The organism is Collimonas sp. NPDC087041 (assembly GCF_044745265.1).
Classification (GTDB): domain Bacteria; phylum Pseudomonadota; class Gammaproteobacteria; order Burkholderiales; family Burkholderiaceae_D; genus Collimonas.
This window is the reverse complement of sequence record NZ_JBIUZX010000011.1, coordinates 23,348-49,636: the sequence shown is the minus strand read 5'-3', so window position 1 is coordinate 49,636 and position 26,289 is coordinate 23,348. Positions and strand designations below refer to the sequence as shown.

The window sequence follows — 26,289 nt, the reverse complement described above, 5'->3', positions numbered from 1 at the left end:
AAAAGCAAAATCAAGGTGGAGGACATGATGGGATACGTTAATGACATTGCGGCGTTTTCGGGGTCAGCGGACAGGCGTGCCGGAGCGGCCGCCCAGATCAACGATAGAAGTGAAGAGATCTGTCGTCGCCTCATTCTGGCCAGGAAGCTCAACCACCTCGATCAACGCGAAGCGGCGAAGACTTTAGGTTATAGCAATTCATCGCAGCTATCCAAGATTGAAGCCGGCCACGCCAGTGTATCGAGAGAGTTCATCGTGCGTGCGGCAATCGCCTATGGAGTGAGTGCCGATTACCTGCTGGGGTTGTCCAATGAGCCAGAGCGGGATCCGCGTACCGCTGAGCAGGTGGCAGTGTTGCGGTCGGTGCAAGGGACGGTCGAGCAGAACGTTGCGGCGATGGTCACGGTCTTGCTGAAGAACGCAGGAGAGGTGGCGCCATTACGTTCGCACCTGGAGAGTCTGGCGTTCCGCATTGCGCAGTTGCAGGAAGCATATGACAAGGTATGTCGCAAGAACGAGGCATTCCAGAACGATGTCCTAGCTGGCTCGATTCTGGAAACAGCGGTTGACGCCGCCGGCGATGCCGCGTGTAGGGCTAAGCAGTTTGTTGAGCGCCGATCAATGATTGCTGACTTCCGCGCGAAGGCTGCGACAATGGACGACAGCTATCCGTTATTTGGAGATGGCAGTGACTAAAGTAGGGAAGCAGGAGAAGCCTGTACGGAAGACAGTCAAGAGGGCGGGCAAGGTGCCGGCGCAAGATATTGTGTCTGGTGCCAAGCCCGTGTCGGCTGAGGTGCATAAGTCAGAGACTAGTGGTCAGTTACCGACAGACGAGAGTGTTGAGCAAAGGCGTCTCCGCCGTGCGCAGGAGATTGTTAACGGCTTTGATCTGCCTCCCAAGGCAAAGCTGTTCGTAGTCGAGTACACAAAGGATATGAATGGCACGCAGGCAGCTATTCGTGCTGGATATTCGGCAAAGACGGCTAATGAGCAAGCTGCACAGCAGTTAGCAAAACTTAGTATCAAGCAGTCCATCGATGCGGTAATGAACGATCGCATCGAGCAAGGCATCTTCGACGGCGACATGGTTATCTCCCGTTGGGTGGAGATATCTCAGGCCAATCCGAACAGCTTGACACAGTATCGCCGGGTGAATTGCCGCTACTGCTGGGGCGAGGGGCATCGCTACCAGTTCACGCCGGCAGAGATGGAAGATGCCATGCAGGCCCTTGCTGATACCAACACCAAGCGCGCGCTGGACGAGCTCCCCGAGCTGGTATGGGACGATAAGGGCGGCCTGGGCTTCGTCGGCAACCGTGATCCGCATCCAGACTGCCCGGAATGCTGGGGCGAGGGTGTTGGGCGCCCGTTCTTTACTGATACCCGCAAGCTTGGCCGTGAGAGCCTGCCGCTGTATGCCGGGGTGAAGCAAACCAAGGACGGACTGGAGATTCAGATGCACAACCAGACCGATGCCCTGGATAAGCTAGCCCGCCACTTTGGTCTGTACAAAGACAAGCTGGCCGATGCCGTGGAGAAGAGCTATACCCGAGAAGCCCTGGAAGAACGGTTCGCCGGCGCTATGCAACGCGCCCAGGAGCGTCAACGCCAGGTGGATGAAGAGCGCGGAACGGTCGTGAATGGCTAAGAAGCGGTTGCTGGATGATCCGCGGTACCCGGAATTCGTTGAGCGGTATCAGTTTGACCCACTGCGCTTCGCCGTTGAGGTGTGCGGTGTCTCGCCCAGTGCGGACCAGATCGACCTATACCAGGCCATGGAACCGATGGACGCCAAGGTCAGTGTGGTCTCCGGCACGTCTACGGGGAAGACGAACTCGTTCGGCCGCATCGCGCTGTGGCACCTGCTGTGCTATCCCTATGCAGTCTATGACGGCAAACTTGAGATCGGCTCCAACACCTACATCGGTGCGCCGAACCTGCAGCAGGTCGCGGACGGCGTGTGGAAGGAGATGCAGGACTCGAAGATTGCTATGGCTAATGGCCCGCATACCTGGCTGTGCGACTATTTCGTCATCACGAAGACGCGGGTGTACGTGACAGGCTTCGAGGAGCAGTGGTTCGTTGGCCGTGTCGCGCTCGCCAAAGGGCAGTCGGTCGGCATCGCCGGCAAGCACCGCTGGGCGCAACTGATTATTGTCGATGAGGCCGCTGGCGTGAGCGACGACCACTTCGACGTGATCGACGGCACGCAGACGCAGCCATGCAACCGCACGCTGATCGCCTCCCAGGGTGTCCGCAGCAGTGGCCGGCACCACGCCTCGCATCACAAGCTATCGGCGCGCAATGGCGGTTCCTGGCACTCGTTGCGCTTCAATTCCGAGCGCTCGCCGTTCGCGACCACCAAATGGCTCAAGGAGCGCGAGAAGGAGAGCGGCGGCCGGGATTCGGTCGAGTACCAGATCCGCGTGTTGGGCCTGTTCCCTGAGCAGTCTGAGCGCTTCCTGCTGGGGCGTAGCCAGGTAGAGAAGCTGGTTGGCGCCGAACGCACCATCAGCGCCGGCGAGCCCTACGGCAACCTGTTCATTATCGACGTGGCCGCAGGCGTGTTCCGCGACAAGACCGTCGGCACCTACGCGCGGGTGATCGGCAACGGCGACCGTATTGATGCCGACCCGCGCCGAGTGGACATCATGGACGTGCCTATTTTCTCGAATGCCCTGGACTGGCAGCACATCGCCGGCGAGGTGTTCCACTATACGCAGCGTCTCTCCAACTGCACTATCTTGGTCGATGTCGGCGGCCAAGGTATCCAATTCGCCAAGATGCTAGAAAACCTCGGTTGCCCGAACGTCGTCAAGATTAACTGGGGCAATCCATGCTTTAAGAAGAAAAATAAGGATCGTTTCTTCAACTTGCGGGCCCAGTGCTCCGTGCTGGCTGCTGAAGCCGTGAAGGACGACCGGATCACATTTTCCAATCAGCATGTCCAAGATCTGCTCGACCAGGCGTCCAAGATTCCCTACTTTTTCGATGAGAAGGCCCGGTATCACATCGAACCTAAGGACAAAATGAAGGAGGAGGGTATCCCATCCCCCGACCTTTGGGACACCGTATGCATGGCATTTCTGGAGAGCGCACATTACATCGTGTCAGCCGATTGCGACTCTCGTTATTGCGGATTGGACGCGGCACGACTGGCTGCTGAGAACGCATTTGCTGAAGCATAGAGATTTTGTGCAAGCACGGGACGACATCGTGCCCTTTGAAATCGTAAATTGCTCTAAACAATTACCACTGATAGTCAACACCATGTATTTGCCACCCTCCGACGAAAGATAGAAATTGCCTTCATTATCTTCCAAAGATGGCGATAAATTTGTTTCGAAGAGAGGGCAGGTGATGTGTTCTCAACATTGAAAACATGTTTGATTATGCAAGATCGAGGAAATGTTACGTGCATTTGCCGATGCGTTTCCCGCTAAAATTTCCTTTATTGTCATCACAGAAACGCCATATTTACTCGCCAGATATCGCGTGGGTGTAATACTGCCAGCGTTTATCAGCGCATCATGTTTGGCTTTTAGCGTCGCTTGACTCCACGTTCCTTCTTGGTTCCGGGCTGTGCCGAGTTTCTTAGTGATTTGCATATTTAAAGTTTTTTGCGCCTTACTTCGGCATTAATCGCATAGGCTCAAATTGGGGAGCCGACGGAAGTTCTCACAGTTATGCGACGAAGTAGTAGCGACGACAATCAATAGTCAAATATCAAACGGTCACCGAGTGTGTTGAGCTTCGATAGTTTCGGGAGACGTATTTTTATTGCTGACGGGGCAGAACTAACGTTTCTCATTCGTAACCGGTGCGCCAGCGGCGTTATAGTCAACAGCCGACACTCCCGGCACAATCCCCTCACAATCAACACGAGTAGTAAGTATGGGCAAGCAGACATCGGCAGTATCCAAGGAAGCCATTTGGCGTAACCACTTGGCACGTTACGCAACAAGCGGCAAGAGTATCGCTGCGTTTTGCCGAGACGAAGCCATTTCTGAGGGCAATTTCTACGCTTGGCGCGCACGACTGCGTCAAGATAAAGCCACCAGCGCAGCCGTGCAGGCTTCCGCGCCCACACCAACAAATTCCTTCATCGACCTAGGCCCCGTCAAGACCAAGACTCTCAACGACAAGGCACAACGCGCAGCGGCGCTGTCGGCCACGCCAGAGATCGACGTGCGCATCGACCTGGGCCATGGCATCATCCTCACGATCACGCGACGCTGATGTTCTTCCCCGAAGGCCAGGTGCGCGTATTCCTGTACGGCGAGCCCACCAGCATGCGCCTGTCGTTCGACGGACTCTACGCCATCGTCAAGCATCACATGGGACTTGACCCCTTGTCTGGCAGCCTGTTTGCCTTCGTCAACCGCCGCGCCACACAGATCAAGATGCTGTATTTCGACCGCACCGGGTTATGCGTGTGGAGCAAGCGCCTTGAACAGGGCAGACTGATCAGTAACTGGGCAAATGTATCCATGCATGAAATGGACTGGACAGGACTGAAACTGCTGCTCGAAGGCATCGAGCCAAAGCGTATGCGGCTGCGCTATAAAAAACCGCATTCTCGTAGCGGAAACGCTTCAATTCATGCGACGCAATCTATATAATATTGACATGCAGAGTACGCCCCCATCCACCAGCGAAACAGGTCACAACGTGGCCGCATTGACGCCGGTGGAAATGGCCAAACTTCTCCACAGTCAAGAGCGCGAAATCGTTCATCTGCGCCGCAGAATCGCCTGGTTTGAACGCCAGATATTCGGCCAGAAGAGCGAACGAAGATTGCCGGAGCCGGAAGGGCTGCAAGGCACCTTGGGCGAGAGCTTCGACGTGGTACCCGACGACACGCTGCCGCCCAAGAAGAGCAAGGTCGCTGCGCACAAGCGCGAGCAGAAGGTGAAGAACCCGACCGAGCTTGGCGACGATACCGAACAGTTCTTCGACGAATCCAAGGTCCCGGTCGAGGTGGTCCAGGTTCCCAATCCGGAAGTCGAGGGACTCGACCCCGAAGACTACGAGATCATCGGCGAGAAGGTCAGCCATCGCCTGGCACAACGTCCTGGCAGTTACGTAATCCTGAAATACGTCAGGCCCGTCATCAAGCGGCGTGATACGCAAGTTATTTCCTGCCCGCCGGCACCAGCCGGTGTGCTTGATGGCTGCCGCGCCGATGTCAGTTTCGTAGCCGGCATGATGGTCGACAAGTTCTCCTATCACCAGCCGCTGTACCGTCAGCACATCAAGTTGGGCGATCCCGTCATTAATGTCAGTCGACCCTGGCTTACCAGATTGATGTCGCGCGTCGCTGCCCTGTTAGAGCCCATCTTCGACGCCCAATTGGCCTCAATTCGCGCTTCCCGCGTCAAAGCCATGGACGAAACCCCGATCAAGGCCGGGCGCGCCGGCCCTGGCAAGATGAAACCGGCCTATTTCTGGCCGGTCTATGGTGAACAGGATGAAATCTGCTTCCTGTACTACCCCAGCCGATCGGCCAAACACGTTCAAGACGCACTTGGCCTGTCGCCACCTGGCGATGCCGTCTTGCAAACCGATGGCTATGGTGCCTATGAGCACTATGCCAGGGTGACGGGGATTACTCACGCGCAGTGCTGGGCGCACAGCCGGCGTAAGGTTTTTGATTGCCGGGATGTCGAACCGACTCATGCCGGCCTGGTACTGGACTACATTGGCGCACTGTATGCCGTGGAGGCACAGATTCGCGAAAAGGAATTAACGGGCGACGCCAAGCGCGACTATCGGCAGCAACACGCCAAGCCAGTGTTGAACCGCTTCTTCAACTGGATCGACCAGCAGTTCGACAAACATGGGTTCCTGCCCAGCAGTCCCTTTCTGGGCGCGCTGGCCTACATTCGTGAGCGCCGGGTTGGCTTGTCGGTGTATCTGGATGATGCCGACGTCGCCATCGATACGAACCACTTGGAACGCGCCTTACGCGTTATTCCTATGGGTCGCCGCAATTGGCTTTTTTGTTGGACGGAACTCGGCGCCAAGCACGTGGGTATTGTGCAAAGTCTGATTGCGACATGTCGCATGCATGACATCAATCCTTACGATTACTTTGTCGATGTCTTGCAGCGCATCAGCCAGCATCCGGCGTCGCTGGTGAATCAACTTACGCCGCGCGTTTGGAAGCAGATGTTTGCCGATAATCCGCTCGGGTCGGATTTGCATAACGTGGATCGGCGGGGTAATATTGGACGGGAATGACCGGTTACGCACAAACGGCAGTGCGAGCGCATGGAATCAGCGTCAGCAGCGCATGCGCGACTTTCGCGATCAGCCAGACCTGCTATCGCTACAAGGCAAAGCTATCGGAAGATAACGAGCGTGTCGCGGACTGGTTAATCCGGCTGACCGCGAACCAACGCAACTGGGGCTTTGGCCTTTGCTCCCTGTATCTGCGCAATGTCAAAGGATTCGGCAGGAACCACAAGCGCGTCTATCGGATATATCGCGAGCTGGAGTTGAATTTGCGGATCAAACCAAAAAAGCGGCTAACCAGGGCAAAGCCCGAGCCGTTGTCGGTGCCAGCATCAATCAACGACGTCTGGTCCATGGATTTCATGCACGACCAGCTGTCGGACGGGCGCAGCATCCGCCTGTTCAACGTGATTGATGACTTTAATCGGGAAGGCCTAGGCATTGACGTCGATTTCTCCTTGCCTGCAGCGCGCGTCGTTCGGTCGCTTGAGCAAATTATCGAATGCTGGGGAAAGCCGACGATGATCCGCTGTGACAACGGCACTTAATACATCAGTTCGACACTGGCCGCGTGGGCAGAAAAGCGTGGCATCCTGATCAGTTTTATTCAACCAGGACAGCCGCAACAGAATGCTTATATCGAGCGCTACAACAGAACGGTTCGCTATGACTGGCTCGCCCACTATCTCTGTTTGAATCAATCAGCGAGGTCCAGGAATTTGCCACGAAATGGCTCTGGACCTACAATCACGAACGCCCGAACATAGCGCTCTGCGGCATCACCCCTAAGCAGAAATTGGCCCTTGCGGCTTAGCCTCTACTTTTAACTTTGCTTAAAAATGGGGGGGATTACCGATGCAGCCCGTAAGGGCCCTAGTAAGAAAAGTTTTTCCCAGGGACAGACCAAATACTTACAGCGGTGCGACATGGTGCCAAATTGATTCTGGCGTTATGCTGGGGCGTCAGGTCAGTATCGAAGTTACTTAAACACAAACCCGACAACGCAGAGCTTATTGACTGATATTTAGTTTTCGGATCAATCGTTATATTCCATTGCTGATTAATTGCACCAGGAATACATGACGCAACCACAACTACTGCGCCAGTTGCGCCTAGCGCGTCCGACGCCGTCAGGCAGTAATTGTTGTGCAATTGAATACTGTGATCGACCGCAATCACCCACAAGGAGTTTGCAGCACTGCTACCACCATCTTCACCAACCTTGGCGGCTGTAGGGCAAGTCGACAAAATCGCAAAATTACTGGCTTGCAACGTCCCGTCTGCAGCGCCCAAAACAGAACTTAAGCAACTCCCACTATCACCCGATTTAATTAGACCTTGTGCGCTCTGGCCAATACCGGCTACGAACTTAGAGGAGTTTCCAGCTCTAGTATTTATTGCCGCAACACAAGGTTCCTTACCAGTTGAGACTGAGTCAGTCGTAAATATCACCGTCTTACCACTAACTGCATCAACCGCCGACATTGTCATGATCGCTTCAGAATATGGTACAGATAAACAGGTGGTACGGTGACTGTTCCAATCAAAATATTCCACCCACTGGACTACGTCACCCGACTGTTTAGGAAAACTGCTGGCTGCAGCAGGTTTTGTAGCTAGGTTAATTTTTATGCTACCGATTACAAAACTATCAGGGTTAGCGACACCAGTTGTAATGTCGCTCACACTCGAAGTAAACCAACCATCGCCAGTCACGCCAATTGCATTAGTTGGTGTCACTTGGAATTTATAGGTATGACCTACCTTCCAGTCGTAATAAATTCTGCATTGCGCACCTTGATTGCCGTCGGTGGCAGTCGCATTTACGCTGCAACTACTGCCGTAAGAGCCTGCGACCGCTGCCACCGCACCCCAGAGTGAAAATAAAAAAAGCCTTCCACCATGCTGCCCCTTCGAGACGGTGCTTTGCAAGCCAGTATAACCACCAATTGACTGGATTTGATTACTCCAAAACACATCTGAATTGGGGCCTGGATCATTCATGGGAGTAATAGTGAAATCAAGTTCAGACATCGCTTTAGTTGGCGCCGGAATATTGCTCCAAGAAAACAATGCGGGCGTAGTTCCCAGCTTAGCGGGCGTTTTTGTTGGCGTATTCCTGGAGACGTATAAGCTCGGTATAGATTGATCAGCTAGGACTGCATGATTAGAACCGCTAGCCGGGATTATAGAAAAATGCGGGGCGAAATCTGTGGCTAATGCAAGGCTAGGCACGACCAGCGAAAACGAAGCGATACAGGATTCCCCTACTTGCACAGTCGCTGCGGTCATCGTGATCAGATTGCCTTTGCTAGAGAGTAATCCTCCGCAACCTTGCACAAGATCAGTGGCAGTAAATCCAAGAGGTAAAGCCACACCAAATTGCACGTTAGCAGACGTCGTGCTGTCAGAATTAGTTAACACTAATGTCGCTTTGATAGTTGTGGGCGCCGTTATGATCGCATCGGCGAAGCTTATTACTACTGAATATTTTCCCTTCGCTATGGGTGCCGGTGGAGGGGACATACCCATGGCGGCTGTGCATCCAATTAACATAATCAGAGTGCTGAGACAGCATAACAAGATTATATTTTCAAATCTGCGAAGCATGGTCAGACCGAAAGACAAGGAGAAAAAATAGCGCGTTACATCCGTGGAAAGCATGAAATACTCATTTCCTTGGGGTTAAAAATCATGTGGTTGATATAAAACAGAATGCTGCACCGGGGTGACTAATTCAAGCAAGGCGCTGTGCATAAGTTTTTGTGTATAATTTTTGGCGTTCTTAATGCAATTTTTATCCGAATAACTTTATGCGCCTTATAAGTGAAAGAAAATTGCCTTCTAATCGATTTCGAAGACGATTTAACACACAGAGATGACATCGCGCTAAAGATCCCTGCAACCGATACTCTCATTCTAAATATGAATTGACTTGTAAAAGGTCGGCTGGAATTCTCAACGACTATCTGCCATGCCAATTTCTCCCACCCCACCCGCGACCACCCCAGTATCCAAAGCCAATGTCAATGGTTGGTGCGGCGATATAGGAAAGTGCTGGAGCATAGTAGTTGTCGCCATAGCCATAATATGGATTGCTGCTGGCATATGGAGGAGCAACAACGCACCCAGCCAGCGCCAACAGGGCACTTATACAAAGCAATTTCTTAAGCATTTTTTGTCCTCCAGCCCAATAATCGTGTCAAGAAATATCGCCATATTTTCTGTCGTGGATATGTCGTTGGAAAATATGACGATCGAATTTTCTCTTGAGTGATGGTTAGCGTACCTGTTTCTCAATCGTGATTTGCTCGACTTCCACGCGACGGTTCGACTCCAGGTATTTGATCAACTCAGCTTTGCTGCGTTCGTTGCATTCGACTATGTACTGAGTAAAGCGACGATTGCTACATTCATTTTATTAAGATTCATTTTCATCTTTCTGGAACGAGTGGGGATTTTTCTTCAATTCAAAAATTTCCGATGAGATTTGACTTTCGTTTTTTTTCAGCTGAAGTTGATGGAACACTGAAGGTTGCTCTAGTCGCGTCTTGAACGGTTTTTTTATCGATTTTGGATTCGAAATTGTTTTCTGTAGCAAGCGCGGTAGCTTTGGTTTTCTTGGTCGGAGAAGATTTAGAGGAGTCGATTGCGCCATATACCATTGCGCTCGACTTGATTGACGCTTGAGTTTGAGCGTGCGTAATGCCAATTGAGAAGGTGGAAGCAGTGGCGGCAACGATAAATTTCTTCATGATGAATCTTTCTTTTGAACACAGTAAGCGTTTCCCGCATGTGATCAATAACGAAGATCGATTGATATTTGCTGACTAAAGAATGTGAAAAAATGAAAACTGAGCTTGGTGCTTCTCTGTTGATTTCAACAGCTGCTGATTTAGATCAATCGCCCTGAGTTTTTTAAATGGGGGAGTATCAAAAACGGCGATGCTATCTCAGAGCCGATTGTTTATGAATGTTAAAGCGGCGGTGATCGCCAATTTTTTTCTAAACGAAGGTGTCGAGGCAACATACATGTGAACGATTGATAAATTCATCTTGCCTTGAGGACTCTTATGACTTGTCGAGACACATTTTCGCGTAGCATAAATATGGTCGATCTACGCCGAGTCTGGTCGTGACATCGTATGTGTAGCTTTGGATATGTGGCTATAACTGGATTGTCGATTGTCTCTGTAATGAAGTTGATTGATCGGAGGAAATTATGATTGTTGGATTCCAGAAAAATGGCGAAGGTGATGCTATTAATCTTGATGAGCACACATTGGAATTTTCTCTGGAGGCCGAAAATTACGCTGCTAGAGAGCGAAAAAAAGTTGAGTGCCGTCGGAAAATAGAAGACGCGCTGGAAAATATGAGGCAACGCCGCGCTGATCTGCTTGGCATGTGATCCGACGAAATGAGATTCGAACATGCGAGATTGAAATGAGATATTTCAAGATGTATTTTTCTCGCGCTGTCGTCGAATATTTGATGGATTTCTGAACAATTCTCGCAAGACCCTACTTAGCAGTCAATATTGTTCATATAATTTATTGCGGCCTAATTTTCTGAATTTCAGAAAAGAGTTTTTTCTATGTTTCTGGGAAATGGTGAGGGAGAAGCCGTGTCCTTTTTTACATGGAAGTAAATATGACTGGACTCTATGGTGCCTGAATGAAATTTCAGGCTCTTTCTGGCTGATGTTTTCTCAAGGATTTAGTTCGATCTTTTATCAGTTCTATTGAGCTGGATACTCTATCGCCTTGAATAATTTTCTTGTCTTATGTTGCATATGAAGTAGGGATATCTTGGCAAAAATCATCGTTGTTACGTCCGGCAAAGGCGGAGTTGGCAAGACCACCTCCAGCGCCAGTTTTGCATCGGGTCTGGCCATGCGCGGCCACAAGACTGCGGTACTCGATTTCGATGTCGGCCTGCGTAACCTGGATCTGATCATGGGCTGCGAACGCCGCGTCGTGTACGATCTGATCAATGTCGTCAACAAGGAAGCCACGCTGACCCAGGCCCTGATCAAGGACAAGCATTGCGACAACCTGTTCATCCTGCCTGCTTCGCAAACCCGCGACAAGGATGCATTGACGGAAGAAGGCGTCGAGACCGTCCTCAACGACCTCATCAAGATGGATTTCGAATTCATCATCTGCGATTCGCCGGCCGGCATCGAGCGCGGTGCGGTGATGGCGCTGACCTTTGCCGATGAGGCGATCGTGGTGACCAACCCGGAAGTCTCATCGGTACGCGATTCCGACCGCATCCTTGGCATCATTCAGGCCAAGTCGCGCCGCGCACAAAATGGCGGCGAGCCGGTCAAGGAACATCTACTGATCACCCGTTATTCACCGAAGCGCGTCGAAGCCGGCGAGATGCTCTCGTATACCGATGTCCAGGACATCCTGCGCATTCCACTGATCGGCATCATCCGGTAATCCCCCCATTTTTAAGCAAAGTTAAAAGTAGAGGCTAAGCCGCAAGGGCCAATTTCTGCTTCGGGGGGATTACCGTGTCACCGGTTTTGCGATCCATGACGGCGGCCAGGTCGCAGTGCATCCTTCATTGCAGGTACTCTTGCCGACGATAGTATCTTCATCAAAACATAAAGTGTTAGGCTATCTTCATCAACCAATTTTCCATTGAAGGTCTTGGGTGTTTCGGCCAGGGCCGGCAGAGTTAGGCCGAGGCAGGTGAGCAACAAATATAAGTTTTTACGCATGGTTTCTCCTTGATGGCGAGGTCGTACATAGCAACCAAATACAGAACTCCGATCTTCTACGATTTATTCCCGAAATATTATTTTTTTTCAGAAAATTCAAAGTGGCTTAACGATTTTGCACTCGATGTCGTTTTTTTAATCGGATGAGTTTTGAAGATTAATAAAAAATATTCATATGGAAATATTTTCATGTTCGGATTGAGGCGCAGGAAAACCCCCGTATTCCCTCTCTAGCGATGGCTCTATCATCATCGCCATGAAACCGACTATCACCGCCCAAGACATTCAAGCCATGGTCAGCCACTGGCTGAGTACACCGCCGAACGGCTATCTCGGTTCGGATTACGGCGCTGATCCCCAGTCGCTGCTGCAAAATCCCATGGCCGCCGGCATCGGTGATACTTTCATCGGCAAGATGCGCGAGGACGTGCCGGCGCTGGAAGCGATGCCGGCTGGCGCCGTGAATGTCTTCTACGTGGATGCGCTGCCGGATCGCCGCGAATTGATTGTTGACGTCGCCGGCTGGCAGGAACGCGTGAGCTGACATGGCCTATTCTAAAGAAGACTTTGATCGGGTGATCGTCAATTCGGTCTCGCAGTTTCCTGAGCTGGCGGCGTTGTACCAGGTGGGCGATCCGCGACTGCTGCAGGCGCAGTCCGCTATTGCGCAGATGATGGCAATGATGTCGCAGCAGATCGAGCTTGGCGCGATGGAACCCTTCGACAAGGTGAGGGATTCGACGGTGCTGGCCGATGCGTCGCTGAAGGGCCTAATGCCGATGGCAACGCCGGCGCGCGTGAAGGTGAAAGTTGAGAATCCTACCAATGCTGCGTTTGCCATTGGCGCCGGTCGCGGCCTGCTGGATTCGAGCGGCCGTATGTACGTTGCAGATTCGCCTGTAACGGTGCCCGCCGGCGGCGTGGGGCATGCTGAGTTGGTGCAAAAGCAGGTTCGCGCCATTGAGCACACTGTGACCGTCTCCCGGCCGTTCTATAAGATTGAGGTGCCGCAGCCCAGCGACGGGCGCTTTATCAGCGGCATCTCAGTCACCGATGCAGCCGGCACACCGTATACCTATAGTGTGGAATTTACGAATGTTGCCAATGGCGACAAGGTATTCCATGTGGAATGCGACGAATACCGGCGCTTGTTCGTCGTGTTTGGCTATGCCGGTTATGTGGGTTATCAGCCTAACGTCGGCGAAGTGCTGACCCTGACCGTGTATGAGACGACCGGGGATGTACGGCCAGACGCCGGCAGTCCCTTTGCCCTGGATTATGCGATAGCGCCGCAAGACGGCCTCATTAAGATTACGATGGACTCGCTGCTGATCCCAGGGGCGGCGCCTATCGATATCGCGACGCTACGAGAGCTTTGCAAATATCCTTCCGCCTATGACCAGACAGCGGTGTACCTGGGGGAGTTTGATTTTCTGGTTCGCCGCAATATCGGCGGGCTAAAATTTCTCTCGATCTGGAATGAAACGATTGAAGAGCTGGTGCGCGAGCCGAGCCTGGACAATATCAACCGGCTGTTCGTCTCCTTTATGCCGCCCGATGGCGCGACGCGCGAATCGATCGAGCAAGAGATTGTGCGCGTGATCAAAGCCGCCGACGACTCCTATCGCATCGTGTTCATCACGCCGGCCATTCTCGCTATTGACATGACCATCGTCGCCGAGGTGGCGCGCATTCACGACGCGGCAGCCGTCAAAAAGCAAATTCTAGATGTCTTGCTCCAGGAGTACGGAGAGAAGGCGGTGCCAATCCGCGCCGGCATGCTGGTGGTGAAATACAAGGCGATCTATGCGCTGCTGAAGAACAATGTCCAGGCGCTGCAGGATTCGGGGAGCGACTTTTCAGTGACGATCACACCGATGCAGGGTAAGCAGCTGCCTGAACATTTCCGCTACATGACCCCAGAAAGCCTGAATGTCTCGGTGACGCTGGCGAATTACAACCTTGGTTCCTGGGGGCAGTAATGGCTGTCGACAGCAGAATCCCCTCGCTTGCGCCACTCCAGCACAGTCACGACGCCAACGCGCTGGAAGCGGAACTGAAGCAGCTGGTGCTGTTCCTGTTCGAGACCCATTTGCGGGACGCTGAGCGCGAGCTGAACGTCTATGGCGTGCCGCACCTGGGGGCCTTGCCCTTGATCGAGCGGCACGTCAAACGGGAAGGGTTGGCGCTGATCCGCACTGAAGAGCCAGCCATGCGCTATCTCTATAAAGCCTGGCGTGCGCGCAATCCCAAGCGGGGATTGCATTTCCTGCGGATGTATTTGCAGCTTCTATGGCCGAACGGCTGGATAGTCGAGCAGCTTTGGCAGGATAAGAGCAAGCCCTATCCGATGGCCTTGAGCAGCGCCAGCAGCATTGGCAACGCAGATCCCAGCGCTACCCATTATCTGACCAGCCGGATCCGGGTGTCGATCGATGATGAAGGGGAAATGGGAATGAACATTCCAATGGTAGCGCCCGCGTTGCGCGCTGTGATCGCCGCCAAGTATGTGCTGCAGTTATCGCTGCTCAAGCGCTTTGAGAATGAGATCGGTCTTTTTAACGGCGCCATGGCGCAGCAATTTTATCGGGCTGAAGGCGAAGCAATACTGCCTTCACCGCACTAGACGGGAGAGAGTGGGATGAGAACAGGTGTAATTCAGTACAACCTCAATGATCGCGGTCGCGAACTGACAGGAAAGCCGCGGCAATTCAATATCGGCAAGGTCGCCGCATTTATCAATGGCGCCAGGACACAGGAACGTATTCAAAAGCGCGATATGTTCGGCTATTACGGCCACTGGCCGCGCGTCAAATTCGGCATGATGCCGCCGGAGGGTGGAATTTACCAGGGCAAGCTGGTCAAGCTGGAGCCGGCGATTTCAACTATCCATTTAAAAGCCTTTCCAGACGGCACCATCGAGCATGAGGAAGAGTTCCTGGAGACCGATGCCGGCCGTACCGCGCAAAAAATGTTCGAGAGTAAGAAGGGCGGTTTCTCCTCGGCGCTGAGCGAGGTCGAAGGGCGATTCTTTGGCTTCGATTATGTCAATGAGCCCAACTTCGATGACAACCGTGGCTATGTGTTGGATGCCGCTGCAGACGACGGCGGGGCGATTCTGGATGATGCTGTCATTGTCGACTACAACCAGAATTTGCATGGCATGCTGGCGCTGCTGGATAGCGCACAGGCCAGTTTAGGGGATGCGCGGGCAGACCATGAGCGTGCCCTGACGGTGATTGCCCGGCTGGAGGAAGAAAACGAACAATACCTGGCCATGCTGGCCGGCCGGCAGGTTGCGCTAGATTCGGCGGGAGCGCTCCCTATGATGGTCAGCAAGGCCGGATTGAATGCGATGCGTGCGGATGCCGCTGAATTCAAACGCGCGATCTTGCCTGGTATCGTTGTGCCGGATCAGCCAGAGGGTCGCGGTGTCGACAACCTGGTCAATCGCCTGCTGCGCCGCTAAGGATCCAATGCTTGAATTGAAGGAAGCCTTTGGCCGCTACATGGGACGCTATTACGCCTCGCTCACGCCAACCACCAGGGCGATGAAGTCATTTGCTGAGCGGGGAATCAGTAAAAGCATCGTCTGGGCGCCGGATCGGATGATTGACCAGGTGCAGGACATGCTGGCCGCCTGGCGCAAGAACGATAACGACGGCGGGCCGGGCAGTAGCGCCTATCTGCCGGTGATGATTGTGGCGACTGGCAAGGACTATTCACCAGTGCTGGGGGATTTTTCTCGCCAGGTACCCGAGCCGGAATGGGTGACGCTGCCTGGCGATCCGCAGAACCGAATTTTTCAGCTGAGGCAGATGCAGGGCGAACGCCGCGCTCAGATTGTCATTTGCGCCGCCGAGGATGAGACGGCACGTAGCATGGCCGCGCAATTCACCTTGTTTATTGCGGCGGTCGCCAATCGCCGGTTTGATGCGACATATCGCTTTGCCGGCACCGATCACCATTGGCCGGTGATGCTGGAGGCAACCGATGTGCCGGCCATGAATATCGATTCTGGACAAAAGAACCTGACGATCTTGGCGATCGATCTGACGCTGAAAGAGACCATTCCGTTATTCTCAGGACCGAAGGCGGAGGAGCAGAACGACGGGAAAGGCGATGGCAGCGCGAATAATCCGCATGGTTATCTGGCAGCGGCGGAAGTAATCTCGCACAATCTGGTGCAGAACGTCCATAGTCATGTCGTTGATGGCGCGCCAGATTTGTCCTTGCATCATGGGGCGCCGGATCTATGAAGATTCAGGCATCGATCTCAGGCTATGGCATGGCGCCCGCCACCGTGTATTCCTTCTACGAGGCGGAATCCGACATCTTGCTGGTCAGTAAAGAGACAGCTTTTCGCGCCGACCGCTTCAGCGACGCGATTTTAATCGGTGGCGTCGGCTTGGCCGAGCGTGACAGTCTGTTTACTGATCTCGACTTCATGGATGCGATTGAAGAGTTTTTCATTCGCTCCAACGGTAAAACCTTGATGATTGATGATAAGGCCGCGCGCTGTGATCCGCGCCAGAAGCTAGAGCCGGATGGTATGAGTGACTTTGGCAAACGACTGTATCGTGTATCGCCGGACATCACTTGTGGGCAGGTGGCGGTACTGGCGACAGCGCTATACGTCAAGAAGGCATTGGGCATTGGCAGCGCGATGGAAATACAGGATTGGTTTCTTGATGTCGGTCAGGGCGGGTTCGTTACGATCTGAATGGAAAACATCTCCAATTGTAGGGGATGCCGTAGCAGAAAATAGTATTTATATATTCAGCTACAGCGGCCAGCGTGACCGCTCTCCATTCGATGAGCACTCAAATCAAGACGCAACCAAGAACGATCAGCCCGACCCTCACCGCGGCCGGCGTGATGGCCGCGATCAATGTTCCAAAAACTGGGGTCGAGGTGGCTGTCACCCATATCGCTTTCGGTACGGGTAAATATAAGACAAATGGCACCGAAACAGGCTTGCAGCATGAAATGATGCGGGTGGCGATCGCCGGCGGCGGCAAAGTCTCCCCGACCCAGATTCAAGTCCATGCGGAAGCTATAGCGCCGGCAGGATCTCCATTCTGGTGCGGTGAAATTGGTTTTTACGCCGGTGCGGTGATGTTTGCCGTGTATAGCAAATTTGATCAGCCGATTCTGTACTTTGCCGACGATAGTGTCACGACTGTGTCGTACACGTTGGGTCTATCAGCTCTTCCTGCAGGGACGGTCACTGTATTGGTAGACCCAAACGTCAATACGGCAATCCAGTTGATTGGTGCCCACGAGACTGCAGGTGATCCGCATCCACAGTACTTAACCAAGTTGCGAGCGGATGCCGAGTATTTCCATAAGCTAACCGATTTTGCGAGTAGCGAGACCGATTGCGACACGCTGATTCAATCTGGTGTGCGTGATGTGATAGTGGCCAACGATCGCGGGATTCTTGCGGCGACCCATTTGCCGATGGGAGGAGACGGTTTCGGTACGCTGATCACATTCAATGGCGGCACCTTCATTGTGCAGCGCTACACCGAAGGTGGCATCACTCCGCGCACCTGGGAGCGCACCGGCATTGTCGGACAGGATCATCCCTTTAAGGATCGTATCTGGAAACAGATATGGGACAGTAGCCATGTGTCACCCGGTGATTTCGTCAAGCGCGCGGGCGACAGCATGGGGCCACTATCAAGCGCCGCCGACAAGCCGAATATCTCCTATGCCGGCTCAAGTGTAGAGGTGCGTGAGGCGGGGCGTGTGACCAATACCAAGGGCAACGACATCAGTTACGCCCCGAAGCTGGTGTTTAACTGGGATTCCTATACCGCTGTGCAATTGCGCATGACCGACAAAGGGATGTTGGAACTGGTCGACGGCAGCGGCACGGCACACGGCAGCTTTCAGAGCGGAACGATTAACGCCGCTAAAGCGTTGACGGTGGCAGGTCAGGCCGTGTGGTATGCCGGCAATTTCAATCCTGCCGACAAGGTCAGCGGATCATCCAACATTCGATTGAATTGGGCCGGTAATGGCGGGCAGCCGACCTGGGTATTTGGCGGCAATGCCGCTGAAAACGTCAATGTCTACAATCCAGCCAATTTCAATGTCAATTACGCCAATAGCGCCAATTATGCGAGTACCGCCGGTAATGCCAATGCGCTATCGGGAGTACCAGTGCGCTTTGCCGACAACGGCGCAGCGCAACCGTATTACGTCTGGGGGACGTATGTCGGCGATGGACGCGTCAATGAATTTACGCTATTTCCCCGCAATAACCTGGCCGTCAGCTCCGCTGTGTCCGCCGTCTATGCCTCGCAATTGACCGGTCAGGGCTTGCAGGACGGCGGCGTCGGTTCCTACTGGCTTAATAAAAACCATACGACCCCTGAACGTGCCGGCGCCTGGCAGTTGCGTGGCTCAGCCTATGAATACGGTTCCGGTACCGATGGCGGTATTGGCACGCGCATTGCCTTGTGGCAACGTGTGGCGTGACGGCCATGGCAACAGGAGCGTTAAAGAAACAACCTGCAACGAAAGACTTTCCTATGCAAACAACAGATCCAGTACTGCTGAAGCGCGTCGAGTCCAACCAAGCATCGACGGTACAGCCCATTCCACAGATCCCGTCATTGGAATCACAATTTGAGCCTGAGCCACCTGATCCATTTGCCTATAACGATGTTAGGGATGTGGTTCGTTTGCCTGGAGGTTTCTTGTGTTCGGTCAAGTTTGTCAATCAGGATGGCTATTTAACATTTTTTGCTTGTTCCGATGATATTGAGTTGCACGGTCGGACGATCCATCAGGAATGTGCCCAGGGACGATGGGGAAGTACGCCCGATTATTTGCCGACACATGAGGAATTCTTGGATGCGGCACAGTCGCGAATAGCGCATGAGTTAAGGCGCGCCAACGGCGAAGTTACCAAGTATCAGGATCGTGTCGATGTGGGAGAGGCCAGCGATGAAGACATCACGCTAGTCAAAGCATGGAAAAAATACCGAGTGAATTTGAATCGGGTCCCGGAGCAAATGCATTTCCCACATCCTATCGTCTGGCCTGTGGCGCCAGCTGATCACGTCACTACAGCGATTGCTTGAACATGAGCGGAAATAAGAATACGGCGTCCACCGCGATATTTTATCGACAGGTGCGGGACTTCGTGGAAAAAATGCCGGTATGGGGAAGGGCTATACGTTACCAGACCATGCCCGATGAACGCTTTGATATGACGTTGATTTCGCGGCGCGTTTATGGGCGCCCGGAAGAGTTTCTGGTGGTGATGGCGGCTGCCGGCTTGGATTCGGTCGAGCAGGAATTACCGGAGCAATTGCTGGTGCTGCCGACTGAGTCTCAACTGCTGACACTCAAGGCCAGCGCACGTTTTGGGAGTTTTGGCTAATGGCAAACATCAATAGCGCGAAATTGGCAGCAGTGCTGGGCATTCGAGGTGCTGCAAAGGCAGCGGACCAGCTCAGGAAGGCTGATGCGGAACGTCGTGCCAAGGCGGTTAATTTACTGCGTCCGCACGAAGTCAAAGGCGAGTACAGCGCTGAGCGTCTTCTGCTGACCTCCTTAGGTGGCCAGGTTCGCCTGATTACCAATGATGACTTGGTGGTGTTCAGGAAAAATGCCAAGACCTTGGGCAGTAAGCTTAAGCCTGGGCTGACCGCGCAGCAAATTATCAACCTGTCGTTGCCCGAAGATCGGGAGCGGGCCAATGAGCAAATCCGAATGGCAGTGCCGGCGGGAACGAACCGGGGTGATATTCGCTTCGTGACGGATGCGTCGGCTGACTCGGATGTGAGCCGGCACTACGTTTCGGTGGAAATCATGAATTTTGATGCAGCGGTGGCGTCGCCGACGGGTCCTAAGGCACTGGCTAAATGGCTGGTTAAGGACAGTCCCCTGAAATTTGAATGTGATTGCGGCCGTTTTACTTACTGGTATCGCTATATCGCCACGGTGGGCGGATTCGTCAAAGGCCGGCAGGAAGCCGCGTATCCCAAGTTGCGCAATCCCAGGTTGAGCGGTGTGGCTTGCAAACATGCATTGCGCGTGATGAAGGAATTTAGCAGCAGCTTGGCCGTGCGCTGGATCGTAGCTGGCATGGTAGAGCGCGGACAAAAGGGGGCTATCAAACAGTCTGCGGTGATTGCGCAGACCAAGGCGCGCGAGATCGCCGCAGCTCAAGCGCGCAAAAATCGCGCTATCCACGTCAAGCAGCCGAGCAAATCTGTCGCAAGTCTGAAGAGTGCCGTGATAGCTACGGCAAGGAAGGCGGATAAAGCGACAGGGATGGTGGTCATTGAGGCACAAAAGACTTTGCAAAAGCTCAAAGATGCCGGCCAGATCTCCCAAGCAGACTTTGACGTGATCACGATGAAATTGAAGGGCTAATTATGCTACATAGTGTACCAACGCAAATCAACAAGGCAGCACGTAGCGTCACGCTGCGCCATCCGAATGGAATTCCATGCCACGCTTTCCGGCAACGAGTATTGCGTCAGGCAGGCGGCGGTATGGGTGGAGTGCCGACGCTGGGCGGGCTTGGTGTTCTGGATTCGTCGGATGAGCCGGATGTCGAGTGGGAGTTGCTTGGCGACGCAAAGCTGTTGATCGTAGAGAATTTCCAGTCATCGACGGTGGTTGACCGCGGTGATGCGTTGGATAACGCTGAGCCGCAAATCGTCGCGTTGATCGAGGCATTGAGGCCGGCAGAAGATCATGCGCACTTTACCGCGAAGACCAAGGACGTGCTGTACATGCTCCTGCATGCGGACGTAAAGATCGCCTACGAAGTTGTGGCGATCGATGGCGACATCAATATGGCGCCGTATAGTAGAAAATACATATTACACAAACGCGATGATCTGACATATATAAACGGATTTCGCGACACCTATAAATACTTTGATACTCAGTGAACCGTGTAGCGAAACTAAAAATTAGGAATTTATCTGTTAAGAGTCACTGTTAAATATGCCTGCTATTTGTCAGTTTTTGCTTGAGTATTGAAGCATCAATACAAACTTGATAGCAGTCGCCCGAACTTGCCACCGAAGTGTAAAACATTGCAAAATTTGATTCGATGTTTCGACTAATGCTGGTTAAATTTTTATCTGATTGTACAATCAGCATAACTAAATGATGCGGAAGTCCCGCGATTTTAGATTTCATTTCACGTCAATTTGCATGACCACATGCAATTCATTGCTTTGCGTAGATGCTTCATGAAAGCGTCGTGCATCGCCATCGCTGCAAATAAATAAGCCGATCTTGGCGATCACAGCGTCGAGAGTTGGCGGCAATTCCATCTGTCATCCACTAACAAAAATTACCTTAAAATTTCTTCTACAAGATATTTTTATCGAAGGCAATGATTGTGCGATTTTGACAGGAAGCGCCATTAGGAGAGTGCTTCTTAAATACTTTTCAGGTGGGAATAAAAATTACGGTAACGCGATTGAGTCATCAGCCATTTTGGCACTTCAACAGGAGATATAAAATGAAGAAAAAGCGCCCACTAACCTTATACATTCTCTTTGCAATGATTCTCGGTGTGTTGGTGGGTTATGCCTGTCACCAGGCTTTTCCTGATCAGAAAACTGCCATAGATGTTGCGGGGTATATCTCTATAGTCACGGATGTATTTTTGCGTTTGATTAAGATGATTATTGCGCTTCTTGTGTTCTCCACTTTGACTGTGGGCATTGCACATATGGGAGATGCTAAAAGTGTGGGACGAATTGGGGCAAAGGCCATGCTCTGGTTTGTTACCGCCTCATTGGTATCGCTCACTCTGGGACTCGTACTCTCTAACTTTATGCAATTGGGGGCGAATCTCAACATGCCGTTGCCGGATATTGGGGCGGCTACCAATCTTAAGATGTCCGGTTTCACATTGAAAGATTTCGTCAAACATCTTATCCCTAGTTCGCCGATAGAGGCATTAGCTAATAATGAAATCCTGCAAGTAGTCGTGTTCTCGATTTTTTTCGGCACTGCATTGGCCGGCTTGGGGGACGCAGGCAAGAAGCTCGCAAATATTATCGATGAGCTGGCACAAGTTATGTTACGTATTACCGGTGCCATCATGTATATGGCGCCACTGGCGGTTTTTGCGGCCATCGCTTCGGTTGTTACCACTCAAGGCTTGAGCGTGTTGCTGACCTTTGCAAAATTTATGGGTGGTTTCTATTTCGGTCTAATGTGTCTATGGGGATTACTTATTGCTGCTGGATTTGTGTTCATAGGACCACGCGTGTTCAGATTGGTCGGATTGATCCGCGAACCATTTCTATTGGCGTTTTCGACAGCCAGCTCTGAGGCCGCATACCCTAAGTTGTTGGAAGCCTTGGATAAATTTGGTGTCAAGCGCAAAATTTCCAGCTTTGTGCTGCCGATGGGCTATTCATTTAATCTGGATGGCTCGATGATGTATTGCACCTTTGCAGTATTATTTATTGCCCAGGCTTATGGTATTCACCTGCCAATCAGTACTCAGATAACTATGCTGTTACTACTGATGCTTACTTCTAAGGGCATGGCAGGAGTTCCGCGGGCTTCTCTTGTAGTGATCGCTGCAACCTTGAATCAGTTCAACATCCCAGAAGCTGGATTGTTGTTGATCATGGGTATAGATCAATTCCTTGATATGGGCCGTTCTGCGACTAATGCTGTTGGTAATTCTGTCGCTACTGCTGTAGTTGCGAAATGGGAAGGTGATTTATTGCCGGAGAATGAGAAAAATACTGTTGAGAAAATTCCGGCCGTAAATGTCGTAATGGAAGGCTAAATTCAAAAGCAGGCCTGCTGCAACTTGCGATGGATTTGTTCGAGCAGGTCTGGTTTCTTTGTAGACCCGATAGGGTATATATTATTGCTAATGACTATGTCGCATCGTTGGGTTTTAGCTTCTCCAAGCGATACCCATAACTATAAACTGGAGTTAGCCGATAGCCATTTTCTGGGCGTAAATGTAATTTAGTTCTTATGCGCGAGATGTGAGTGTCCATGGTCCTTGAAGGAATATCTATATCACGAGACCATATTTTTTCAACTATATATGCGCGGGAAAGCGGACGACCTAGATTGCAAAATAGTAGCAATGCGATGTCAAATTCCTTTTTGCGCACTTCAATAGGCTTGCCTGCCAAGCTGATACGACTGTAAATGGTTTCGAACAAATAGTCATTGAATTGAATTTGTTCGCTCGATTTGTCGACCGGGTATGCACGTCGTAGCAAGGCTTCGGTACGCGCAATTAATTCGCCATTACGAATTGGCTTTGTCATATAGTCGTCGGCACCGGCCGTGAGGCCTTCGACGATGTCTTCTTCGCTGTTGCGAGCGGTCATGAACAATATCGGAAGAGTCTTAGATAGTTTTTCGCGTACCCAGAGTAATACCTCAAGACCGCTCAAATCCGGCACTTGCCAATCCAAGATGAGCATGTCGTAGCTTTCACGGTGCAGCTCTTTCAATATTTTTTTCCCGCTTTGAAATGGATGGCAAATATACCCTTTGCTTGTCAATATTTGACAAACAAAATCGAGTTGAGAGGGGTCGTCATCAAGAATGGCAATTCTCATACGATTGCTCCTTTTAGTAATCTACGCTGCATAACGATACAATTCGCGTGTCCCCAGTGGCTGCGTGTCGACCTGCTTGAACCCCTGTGCAAGTAATAGCGAAAATGCCTCGTTTGATTTTGGATAGCAGCGAGCATAGAAGGCCGCTCCTAGTTCGTGCTGTTTTATCACATAGTCCACAAGCAGGCTTGCTAAGCCTTGTCGTCTGTATTCGCGAACGATGGACAGTTGGTAAATTTCAATTTCATCACTGCCTTCGCATCGCTGGGCGCTGACCAGAAAGCCGGCGGGTTTCTCTTCCTTTTCGATGACATCCAACCAAGCGGCAATGCCTTCGACTCCTTCCGGACGCGAAGGTGTCACGGCGGCGTGGCGCAAGATGATGCCACGGTCAATGATTTGCACCAACATGCCGCGTATGTTCTTCAATGGCTGGATCATGTAATGGCATCACGCATGCCTTCCTCAAATAAGGCTTGTATCCAGTCCAGATCGTCGTGTCGCGCCTGGCGAATTGCTACGTTTGATAATATTTTGATACTGGACTGGCGAGGTCTAACCATCGTATTACTTAATAGGCTCTTGAGGTGTTTTAGCATGCATCATCCCAGATACGTTGTACTGCTATCTTAGTGCAAAACAGAAATATTAAGAATGTTTTAGCTCGTTCGGAACTAAAAGCAACAGCCGTCAAATTAATCAATAGGATTCCGCATTTTTCAGTGCGGTCCCTATAGGAAAACACCCCTCAAATCGCTCTCTCGTTACCCCTATCATTTGCTTCAATGAAGGGGATACATGGACGAATTTACGCGCATCGAAGCCGATGCCCATCGTGCCGCAATGGGGCATAACAACCTGGCGGAGCCTATTCAGGCGCAGAAACTGGCAGGTAACTACAAAGTAGGCAGAACGTCCCTTCACGGCATGGCCATCGCCATCGAGCAGCCGCGCGGATCATTCCGTTCTGGCGTTAATGCCGCCGGCCGCCCATGGCAGAACAGAATGTCAGCGCATTACGGCTATCTCATTGGTACGACCGGCAATGATGGCGACGAGTTGGATGTGTTCATCGGCTATTTCCCAGAATCGCGAGCTGCCTTTGTGATTAATCAAGTCGATCCGCAGACCGGTGCGTTTGACGAGCACAAAATTATGCTCGGCTTTCCGGATGCGCAAGCGGCATCCCGCGCTTATCTGGAAAGCTATCACCGAGGCTGGCAAGGGCTCGGCAGCATGGTTCCGATTTCAATTCCTCAACTCAAATGGTGGGCTAAGCATGGCAACCACACCAAGCCGATCAACGCGGCGTCTCTTCCAAATTTAGGGTACGACAATATGAAAAAAGTAATGTGGGACGGTGAGTCTCCCATTGGCAAGACCTATGACGGGTTGCTGTACGATATTCGTCGCCACGACGAGGACGGGTTGATGTACGACCCGTTGAGCGTAGCGGATATTCTGGATGATGCGGAAGGTGTCTATGTCTTTGATGCGCTGGTGACGCCATTTTCGAAGCTCGAACGCAAGATGCAGATCATGCAAAACGTCATGGAGCGAACCAGCGGCACTGTCAAGCCGGTTGCGATGCAAATCACGGAACCGTTCAAGCAGCGGGGAACAGCTAATGTGGCGGTGGTCTACGAACTGTCGGATGGGCAGACGCTCAGTATCTTCTTTCACAATTCGGATGTGATGCCGCAAAAGATTACGCCAACGGACGATCTCATTTCCTGGAAGTGGATGCTCAACAAGAAGGACGTGACAATTGTTGCTGCCCCTGAGCGTGGCGTTGATCTCAATGTGCGCGAGGTGGCAAATCGCCTGATGCGCTTAGCCGAACGGAATTCGGCCACGTTCCAGCGCGCCAACGCGAAGCGCTCGGCGCGCATGCAGGCGATTGACGCATTGAAGACAGCGATCACGGAAAAAGAAGCTACCTTGGCGCGGCTGCAGCGCGAGCTGGAAGTTAGGCGCGTCGAGAAGGAGTCTACGCCCAGTGTTCCGGATGTTCCGGATAGTATCAGCACCGCGCCGGCGGCATCTATCGCTGATCCTGTCGCTGAGCCTGCTCCGGAATCAGCCCCTGAACCAATTGTCGCGGTTGCGACACCGCCCGAATCTGTCGCGGATACTGTTTCCGTCGAGACGGGCGACATTCCACCGGAAGAGATCGTGGCGCCACCGGCCGTTGAAGCGCCGGAGGGGAGCAATCCAATTTCCGAAGAAGTATTGCCGCCGGCGGTCGCTGACCCTGCTCCCGTTATCCCTGCGGTTGTGACAGTTAATCCAGTTACTGAAGCCGATCCGGCTGTTGTCGCACCTGTGGCACCGGAAGCGGCTGTAGAAGAACCAACGTCGGTTGTCGAATCGCAGCCGGTGGCCGAGTCGCCAATCGTTACCGAAGCTGAAGTCATTCTTGCGCCGGTGGAAGCTACCCAAGAGGTTGTTGCTGAACCTACTGTGGCGAGTGAGCCGACGCCGGTTGAACAATCCGAGCCCGTTATTCCTGAGCCGCCAGCCGAAATAACAGCAGACGGGGTATTCCTGCAGTCTGTGATTGACGGCCAGGTCGACATCTTTGATCCGGCGCTGTCGGCCAATATCGAAGCCATCCTGACGCGCAATCCCGACGACGCCGAAATCCTTGCGAAATGGCAGCGTGCCGTTTCCACCTACACCGCCGCCATGATGGCCGCGGCTTCCCAAACACTGAGCAATTGAACA

General features: G+C 52.3%; 25 protein-coding genes and 3 pseudogenes. 22 read left to right on the top strand and 6 right to left on the bottom strand.

Annotated features, from left to right (window positions below):
• The first annotated feature begins 24 nt into the window (after nucleotides 1-24).
• From ACIPF8_RS18755 to ACIPF8_RS18725, 7 genes and pseudogenes are all read left to right on the top strand, one after another.
• Nucleotides 25-696 carry a helix-turn-helix domain-containing protein gene (locus ACIPF8_RS18755; RefSeq protein WP_400423870.1) on the top strand — a complete coding sequence of 224 codons (672 nt, stop codon included), beginning with the start codon at nucleotides 25-27 and terminating at the stop codon, nucleotides 694-696.
• The gene (locus ACIPF8_RS18750) at nucleotides 689-1,651 is read left to right on the top strand and encodes a terminase small subunit (protein ID WP_400423868.1); all 963 of its coding nucleotides are present in this window, start codon (nucleotides 689-691) and stop codon (nucleotides 1,649-1,651) included. The genes ACIPF8_RS18755 and ACIPF8_RS18750 overlap by 8 nt, the downstream gene beginning before the upstream one ends.
• On the top strand, nucleotides 1,644-3,191 hold the full coding sequence (locus tag ACIPF8_RS18745) for a hypothetical protein (protein ID WP_400423866.1): 1,548 nt from the start codon (nucleotides 1,644-1,646) through the stop codon (nucleotides 3,189-3,191). The genes ACIPF8_RS18750 and ACIPF8_RS18745 overlap by 8 nt, the downstream gene beginning before the upstream one ends.
• Before the next feature lie 706 nt (nucleotides 3,192-3,897).
• Nucleotides 3,898-4,242: an IS66 family insertion sequence element accessory protein TnpA gene (gene tnpA / locus ACIPF8_RS18740; protein ID WP_400423864.1), complete on the top strand. Its 345-nt coding sequence runs from the start codon at nucleotides 3,898-3,900 to the stop codon at nucleotides 4,240-4,242.
• Nucleotides 4,242-4,625, top strand: a complete 384-nt coding sequence (gene tnpB / locus ACIPF8_RS18735; RefSeq protein ID WP_400423862.1) for an IS66 family insertion sequence element accessory protein TnpB — start codon at nucleotides 4,242-4,244, stop codon at nucleotides 4,623-4,625. The genes tnpA and tnpB overlap by 1 nt, the downstream gene beginning before the upstream one ends.
• Nucleotides 4,606-6,060: pseudogene (gene tnpC / locus ACIPF8_RS18730) on the top strand (IS66 family transposase); the annotation flags it as partial. The gene tnpB and the pseudogene tnpC, both read left to right, overlap by 20 nt.
• A 3-nt stretch (nucleotides 6,061-6,063) precedes the next feature.
• Nucleotides 6,064-7,054, top strand: a pseudogene (locus tag ACIPF8_RS18725) (IS3 family transposase); the annotation flags it as partial.
• A gap of 59 nt (nucleotides 7,055-7,113) precedes the next feature.
• Here ACIPF8_RS18725 and ACIPF8_RS18720 read toward each other — a convergent pair.
• Nucleotides 7,114-8,904 (bottom strand): ricin-type beta-trefoil lectin domain protein, encoded by a 1,791-nt coding sequence (locus ACIPF8_RS18720; protein ID WP_400423860.1) that lies wholly within the window; start codon nucleotides 8,902-8,904, stop codon nucleotides 7,114-7,116.
• 806 nt (nucleotides 8,905-9,710) lie between these two features.
• Nucleotides 9,711-9,995, bottom strand: coding sequence for a hypothetical protein (locus ACIPF8_RS18715; RefSeq protein ID WP_400423858.1), 285 nt, complete (start codon nucleotides 9,993-9,995; stop codon nucleotides 9,711-9,713).
• Nucleotides 9,996-10,462: 467 nt separating this feature from the next.
• On the opposite strand from ACIPF8_RS18715, the gene ACIPF8_RS18710 reads away from it, so the two are divergent.
• Entirely contained in the window at nucleotides 10,463-10,648 is a 186-nt protein-coding gene (locus ACIPF8_RS18710) for a hypothetical protein (RefSeq protein WP_400423856.1), read from the top strand.
• A 400-nt stretch (nucleotides 10,649-11,048) separates the two neighbouring features.
• Nucleotides 11,049-11,681: pseudogene (gene minD, locus ACIPF8_RS18705) on the top strand (septum site-determining protein MinD); the annotation flags it as partial.
• 83 nt (nucleotides 11,682-11,764) lie between these two features.
• Here minD and ACIPF8_RS18700 read toward each other — a convergent pair.
• A complete protein-coding gene (locus ACIPF8_RS18700; protein ID WP_400423854.1) occupies nucleotides 11,765-11,971 on the bottom strand; it encodes a hypothetical protein in 207 nt (68 codons plus the stop codon).
• Between the two features lie 256 nt (nucleotides 11,972-12,227).
• On the opposite strand from ACIPF8_RS18700, the gene ACIPF8_RS18695 reads away from it, so the two are divergent.
• The 11 genes from ACIPF8_RS18695 (at nucleotide 12,228) to ACIPF8_RS18645 (ending at nucleotide 20,895) form a co-directional block, all read left to right on the top strand.
• Nucleotides 12,228-12,515, top strand: a complete 288-nt coding sequence (locus ACIPF8_RS18695) for a hypothetical protein (protein ID WP_400423852.1) — start codon at nucleotides 12,228-12,230, stop codon at nucleotides 12,513-12,515.
• 1 nt (nucleotide 12,516) lies between these two features.
• Nucleotides 12,517-13,953 (top strand): hypothetical protein, encoded by a 1,437-nt coding sequence (locus ACIPF8_RS18690; RefSeq protein WP_400423850.1) that lies wholly within the window; start codon nucleotides 12,517-12,519, stop codon nucleotides 13,951-13,953.
• A complete protein-coding gene (locus tag ACIPF8_RS18685; RefSeq protein WP_400423848.1) occupies nucleotides 13,953-14,597 on the top strand; it encodes a hypothetical protein in 645 nt (214 codons plus the stop codon). The genes ACIPF8_RS18690 and ACIPF8_RS18685 overlap by 1 nt, the downstream gene beginning before the upstream one ends.
• 15 nt (nucleotides 14,598-14,612) lie before the next feature.
• The gene (locus tag ACIPF8_RS18680; RefSeq protein ID WP_400423846.1) at nucleotides 14,613-15,440 is read left to right on the top strand and encodes a hypothetical protein; all 828 of its coding nucleotides are present in this window, start codon (nucleotides 14,613-14,615) and stop codon (nucleotides 15,438-15,440) included.
• A gap of 7 nt (nucleotides 15,441-15,447) precedes the next feature.
• Nucleotides 15,448-16,230, top strand: a complete 783-nt coding sequence (locus ACIPF8_RS18675; protein ID WP_400423844.1) for a hypothetical protein — start codon at nucleotides 15,448-15,450, stop codon at nucleotides 16,228-16,230.
• A complete protein-coding gene (locus ACIPF8_RS18670; RefSeq protein WP_400423843.1) occupies nucleotides 16,227-16,694 on the top strand; it encodes a hypothetical protein in 468 nt (155 codons plus the stop codon). The genes ACIPF8_RS18675 and ACIPF8_RS18670 overlap by 4 nt, the downstream gene beginning before the upstream one ends.
• Before the next feature lie 92 nt (nucleotides 16,695-16,786).
• Entirely contained in the window at nucleotides 16,787-18,460 is a 1,674-nt protein-coding gene (locus ACIPF8_RS18665) for a hypothetical protein (protein WP_400423841.1), read from the top strand.
• A gap of 5 nt (nucleotides 18,461-18,465) precedes the next feature.
• A complete protein-coding gene (locus ACIPF8_RS18660) occupies nucleotides 18,466-19,068 on the top strand; it encodes a tail fiber assembly protein (protein WP_400423839.1) in 603 nt (200 codons plus the stop codon).
• Nucleotides 19,069-19,070: 2 nt separating this feature from the next.
• Entirely contained in the window at nucleotides 19,071-19,370 is a 300-nt protein-coding gene (locus ACIPF8_RS18655) for a hypothetical protein (RefSeq protein WP_400423837.1), read from the top strand.
• The gene (locus tag ACIPF8_RS18650; RefSeq protein ID WP_400423836.1) at nucleotides 19,370-20,368 is read left to right on the top strand and encodes a hypothetical protein; all 999 of its coding nucleotides are present in this window, start codon (nucleotides 19,370-19,372) and stop codon (nucleotides 20,366-20,368) included. Before ACIPF8_RS18655 ends, ACIPF8_RS18650 begins: the two co-directional genes overlap by 1 nt.
• Before the next feature lie 2 nt (nucleotides 20,369-20,370).
• Entirely contained in the window at nucleotides 20,371-20,895 is a 525-nt protein-coding gene (locus tag ACIPF8_RS18645) for a hypothetical protein (protein ID WP_400423834.1), read from the top strand.
• A 249-nt stretch (nucleotides 20,896-21,144) separates the two neighbouring features.
• Here the strand turns inward: ACIPF8_RS18645 and ACIPF8_RS18640 are convergent, their stop codons facing one another.
• The gene (locus ACIPF8_RS18640) at nucleotides 21,145-21,285 is read right to left on the bottom strand and encodes a hypothetical protein (RefSeq protein WP_400423833.1); all 141 of its coding nucleotides are present in this window, start codon (nucleotides 21,283-21,285) and stop codon (nucleotides 21,145-21,147) included.
• Between the two features lie 191 nt (nucleotides 21,286-21,476).
• Between ACIPF8_RS18640 and ACIPF8_RS18635 the strand changes: the two genes are divergently transcribed.
• Nucleotides 21,477-22,766, top strand: coding sequence for a dicarboxylate/amino acid:cation symporter (locus ACIPF8_RS18635; protein ID WP_400423831.1), 1,290 nt, complete (start codon nucleotides 21,477-21,479; stop codon nucleotides 22,764-22,766).
• 94 nt (nucleotides 22,767-22,860) lie between these two features.
• Here ACIPF8_RS18635 and ACIPF8_RS18630 read toward each other — a convergent pair whose 3' ends face one another.
• Nucleotides 22,861-23,562, bottom strand: coding sequence for a response regulator transcription factor (locus ACIPF8_RS18630; RefSeq protein ID WP_400423829.1), 702 nt, complete (start codon nucleotides 23,560-23,562; stop codon nucleotides 22,861-22,863).
• Nucleotides 23,563-23,583: 21 nt separating this feature from the next.
• Nucleotides 23,584-24,003, bottom strand: coding sequence for a GNAT family N-acetyltransferase (locus ACIPF8_RS18625; protein ID WP_400423827.1), 420 nt, complete (start codon nucleotides 24,001-24,003; stop codon nucleotides 23,584-23,586).
• Nucleotides 24,004-24,360: 357 nt separating this feature from the next.
• On the opposite strand from ACIPF8_RS18625, the gene ACIPF8_RS18620 reads away from it, so the two are divergent.
• Nucleotides 24,361-26,286 carry a hypothetical protein gene (locus ACIPF8_RS18620; protein WP_400423825.1) on the top strand — a complete coding sequence of 642 codons (1,926 nt, stop codon included), beginning with the start codon at nucleotides 24,361-24,363 and terminating at the stop codon, nucleotides 26,284-26,286.
• Nucleotides 26,287-26,289 lie beyond the last annotated feature (3 nt).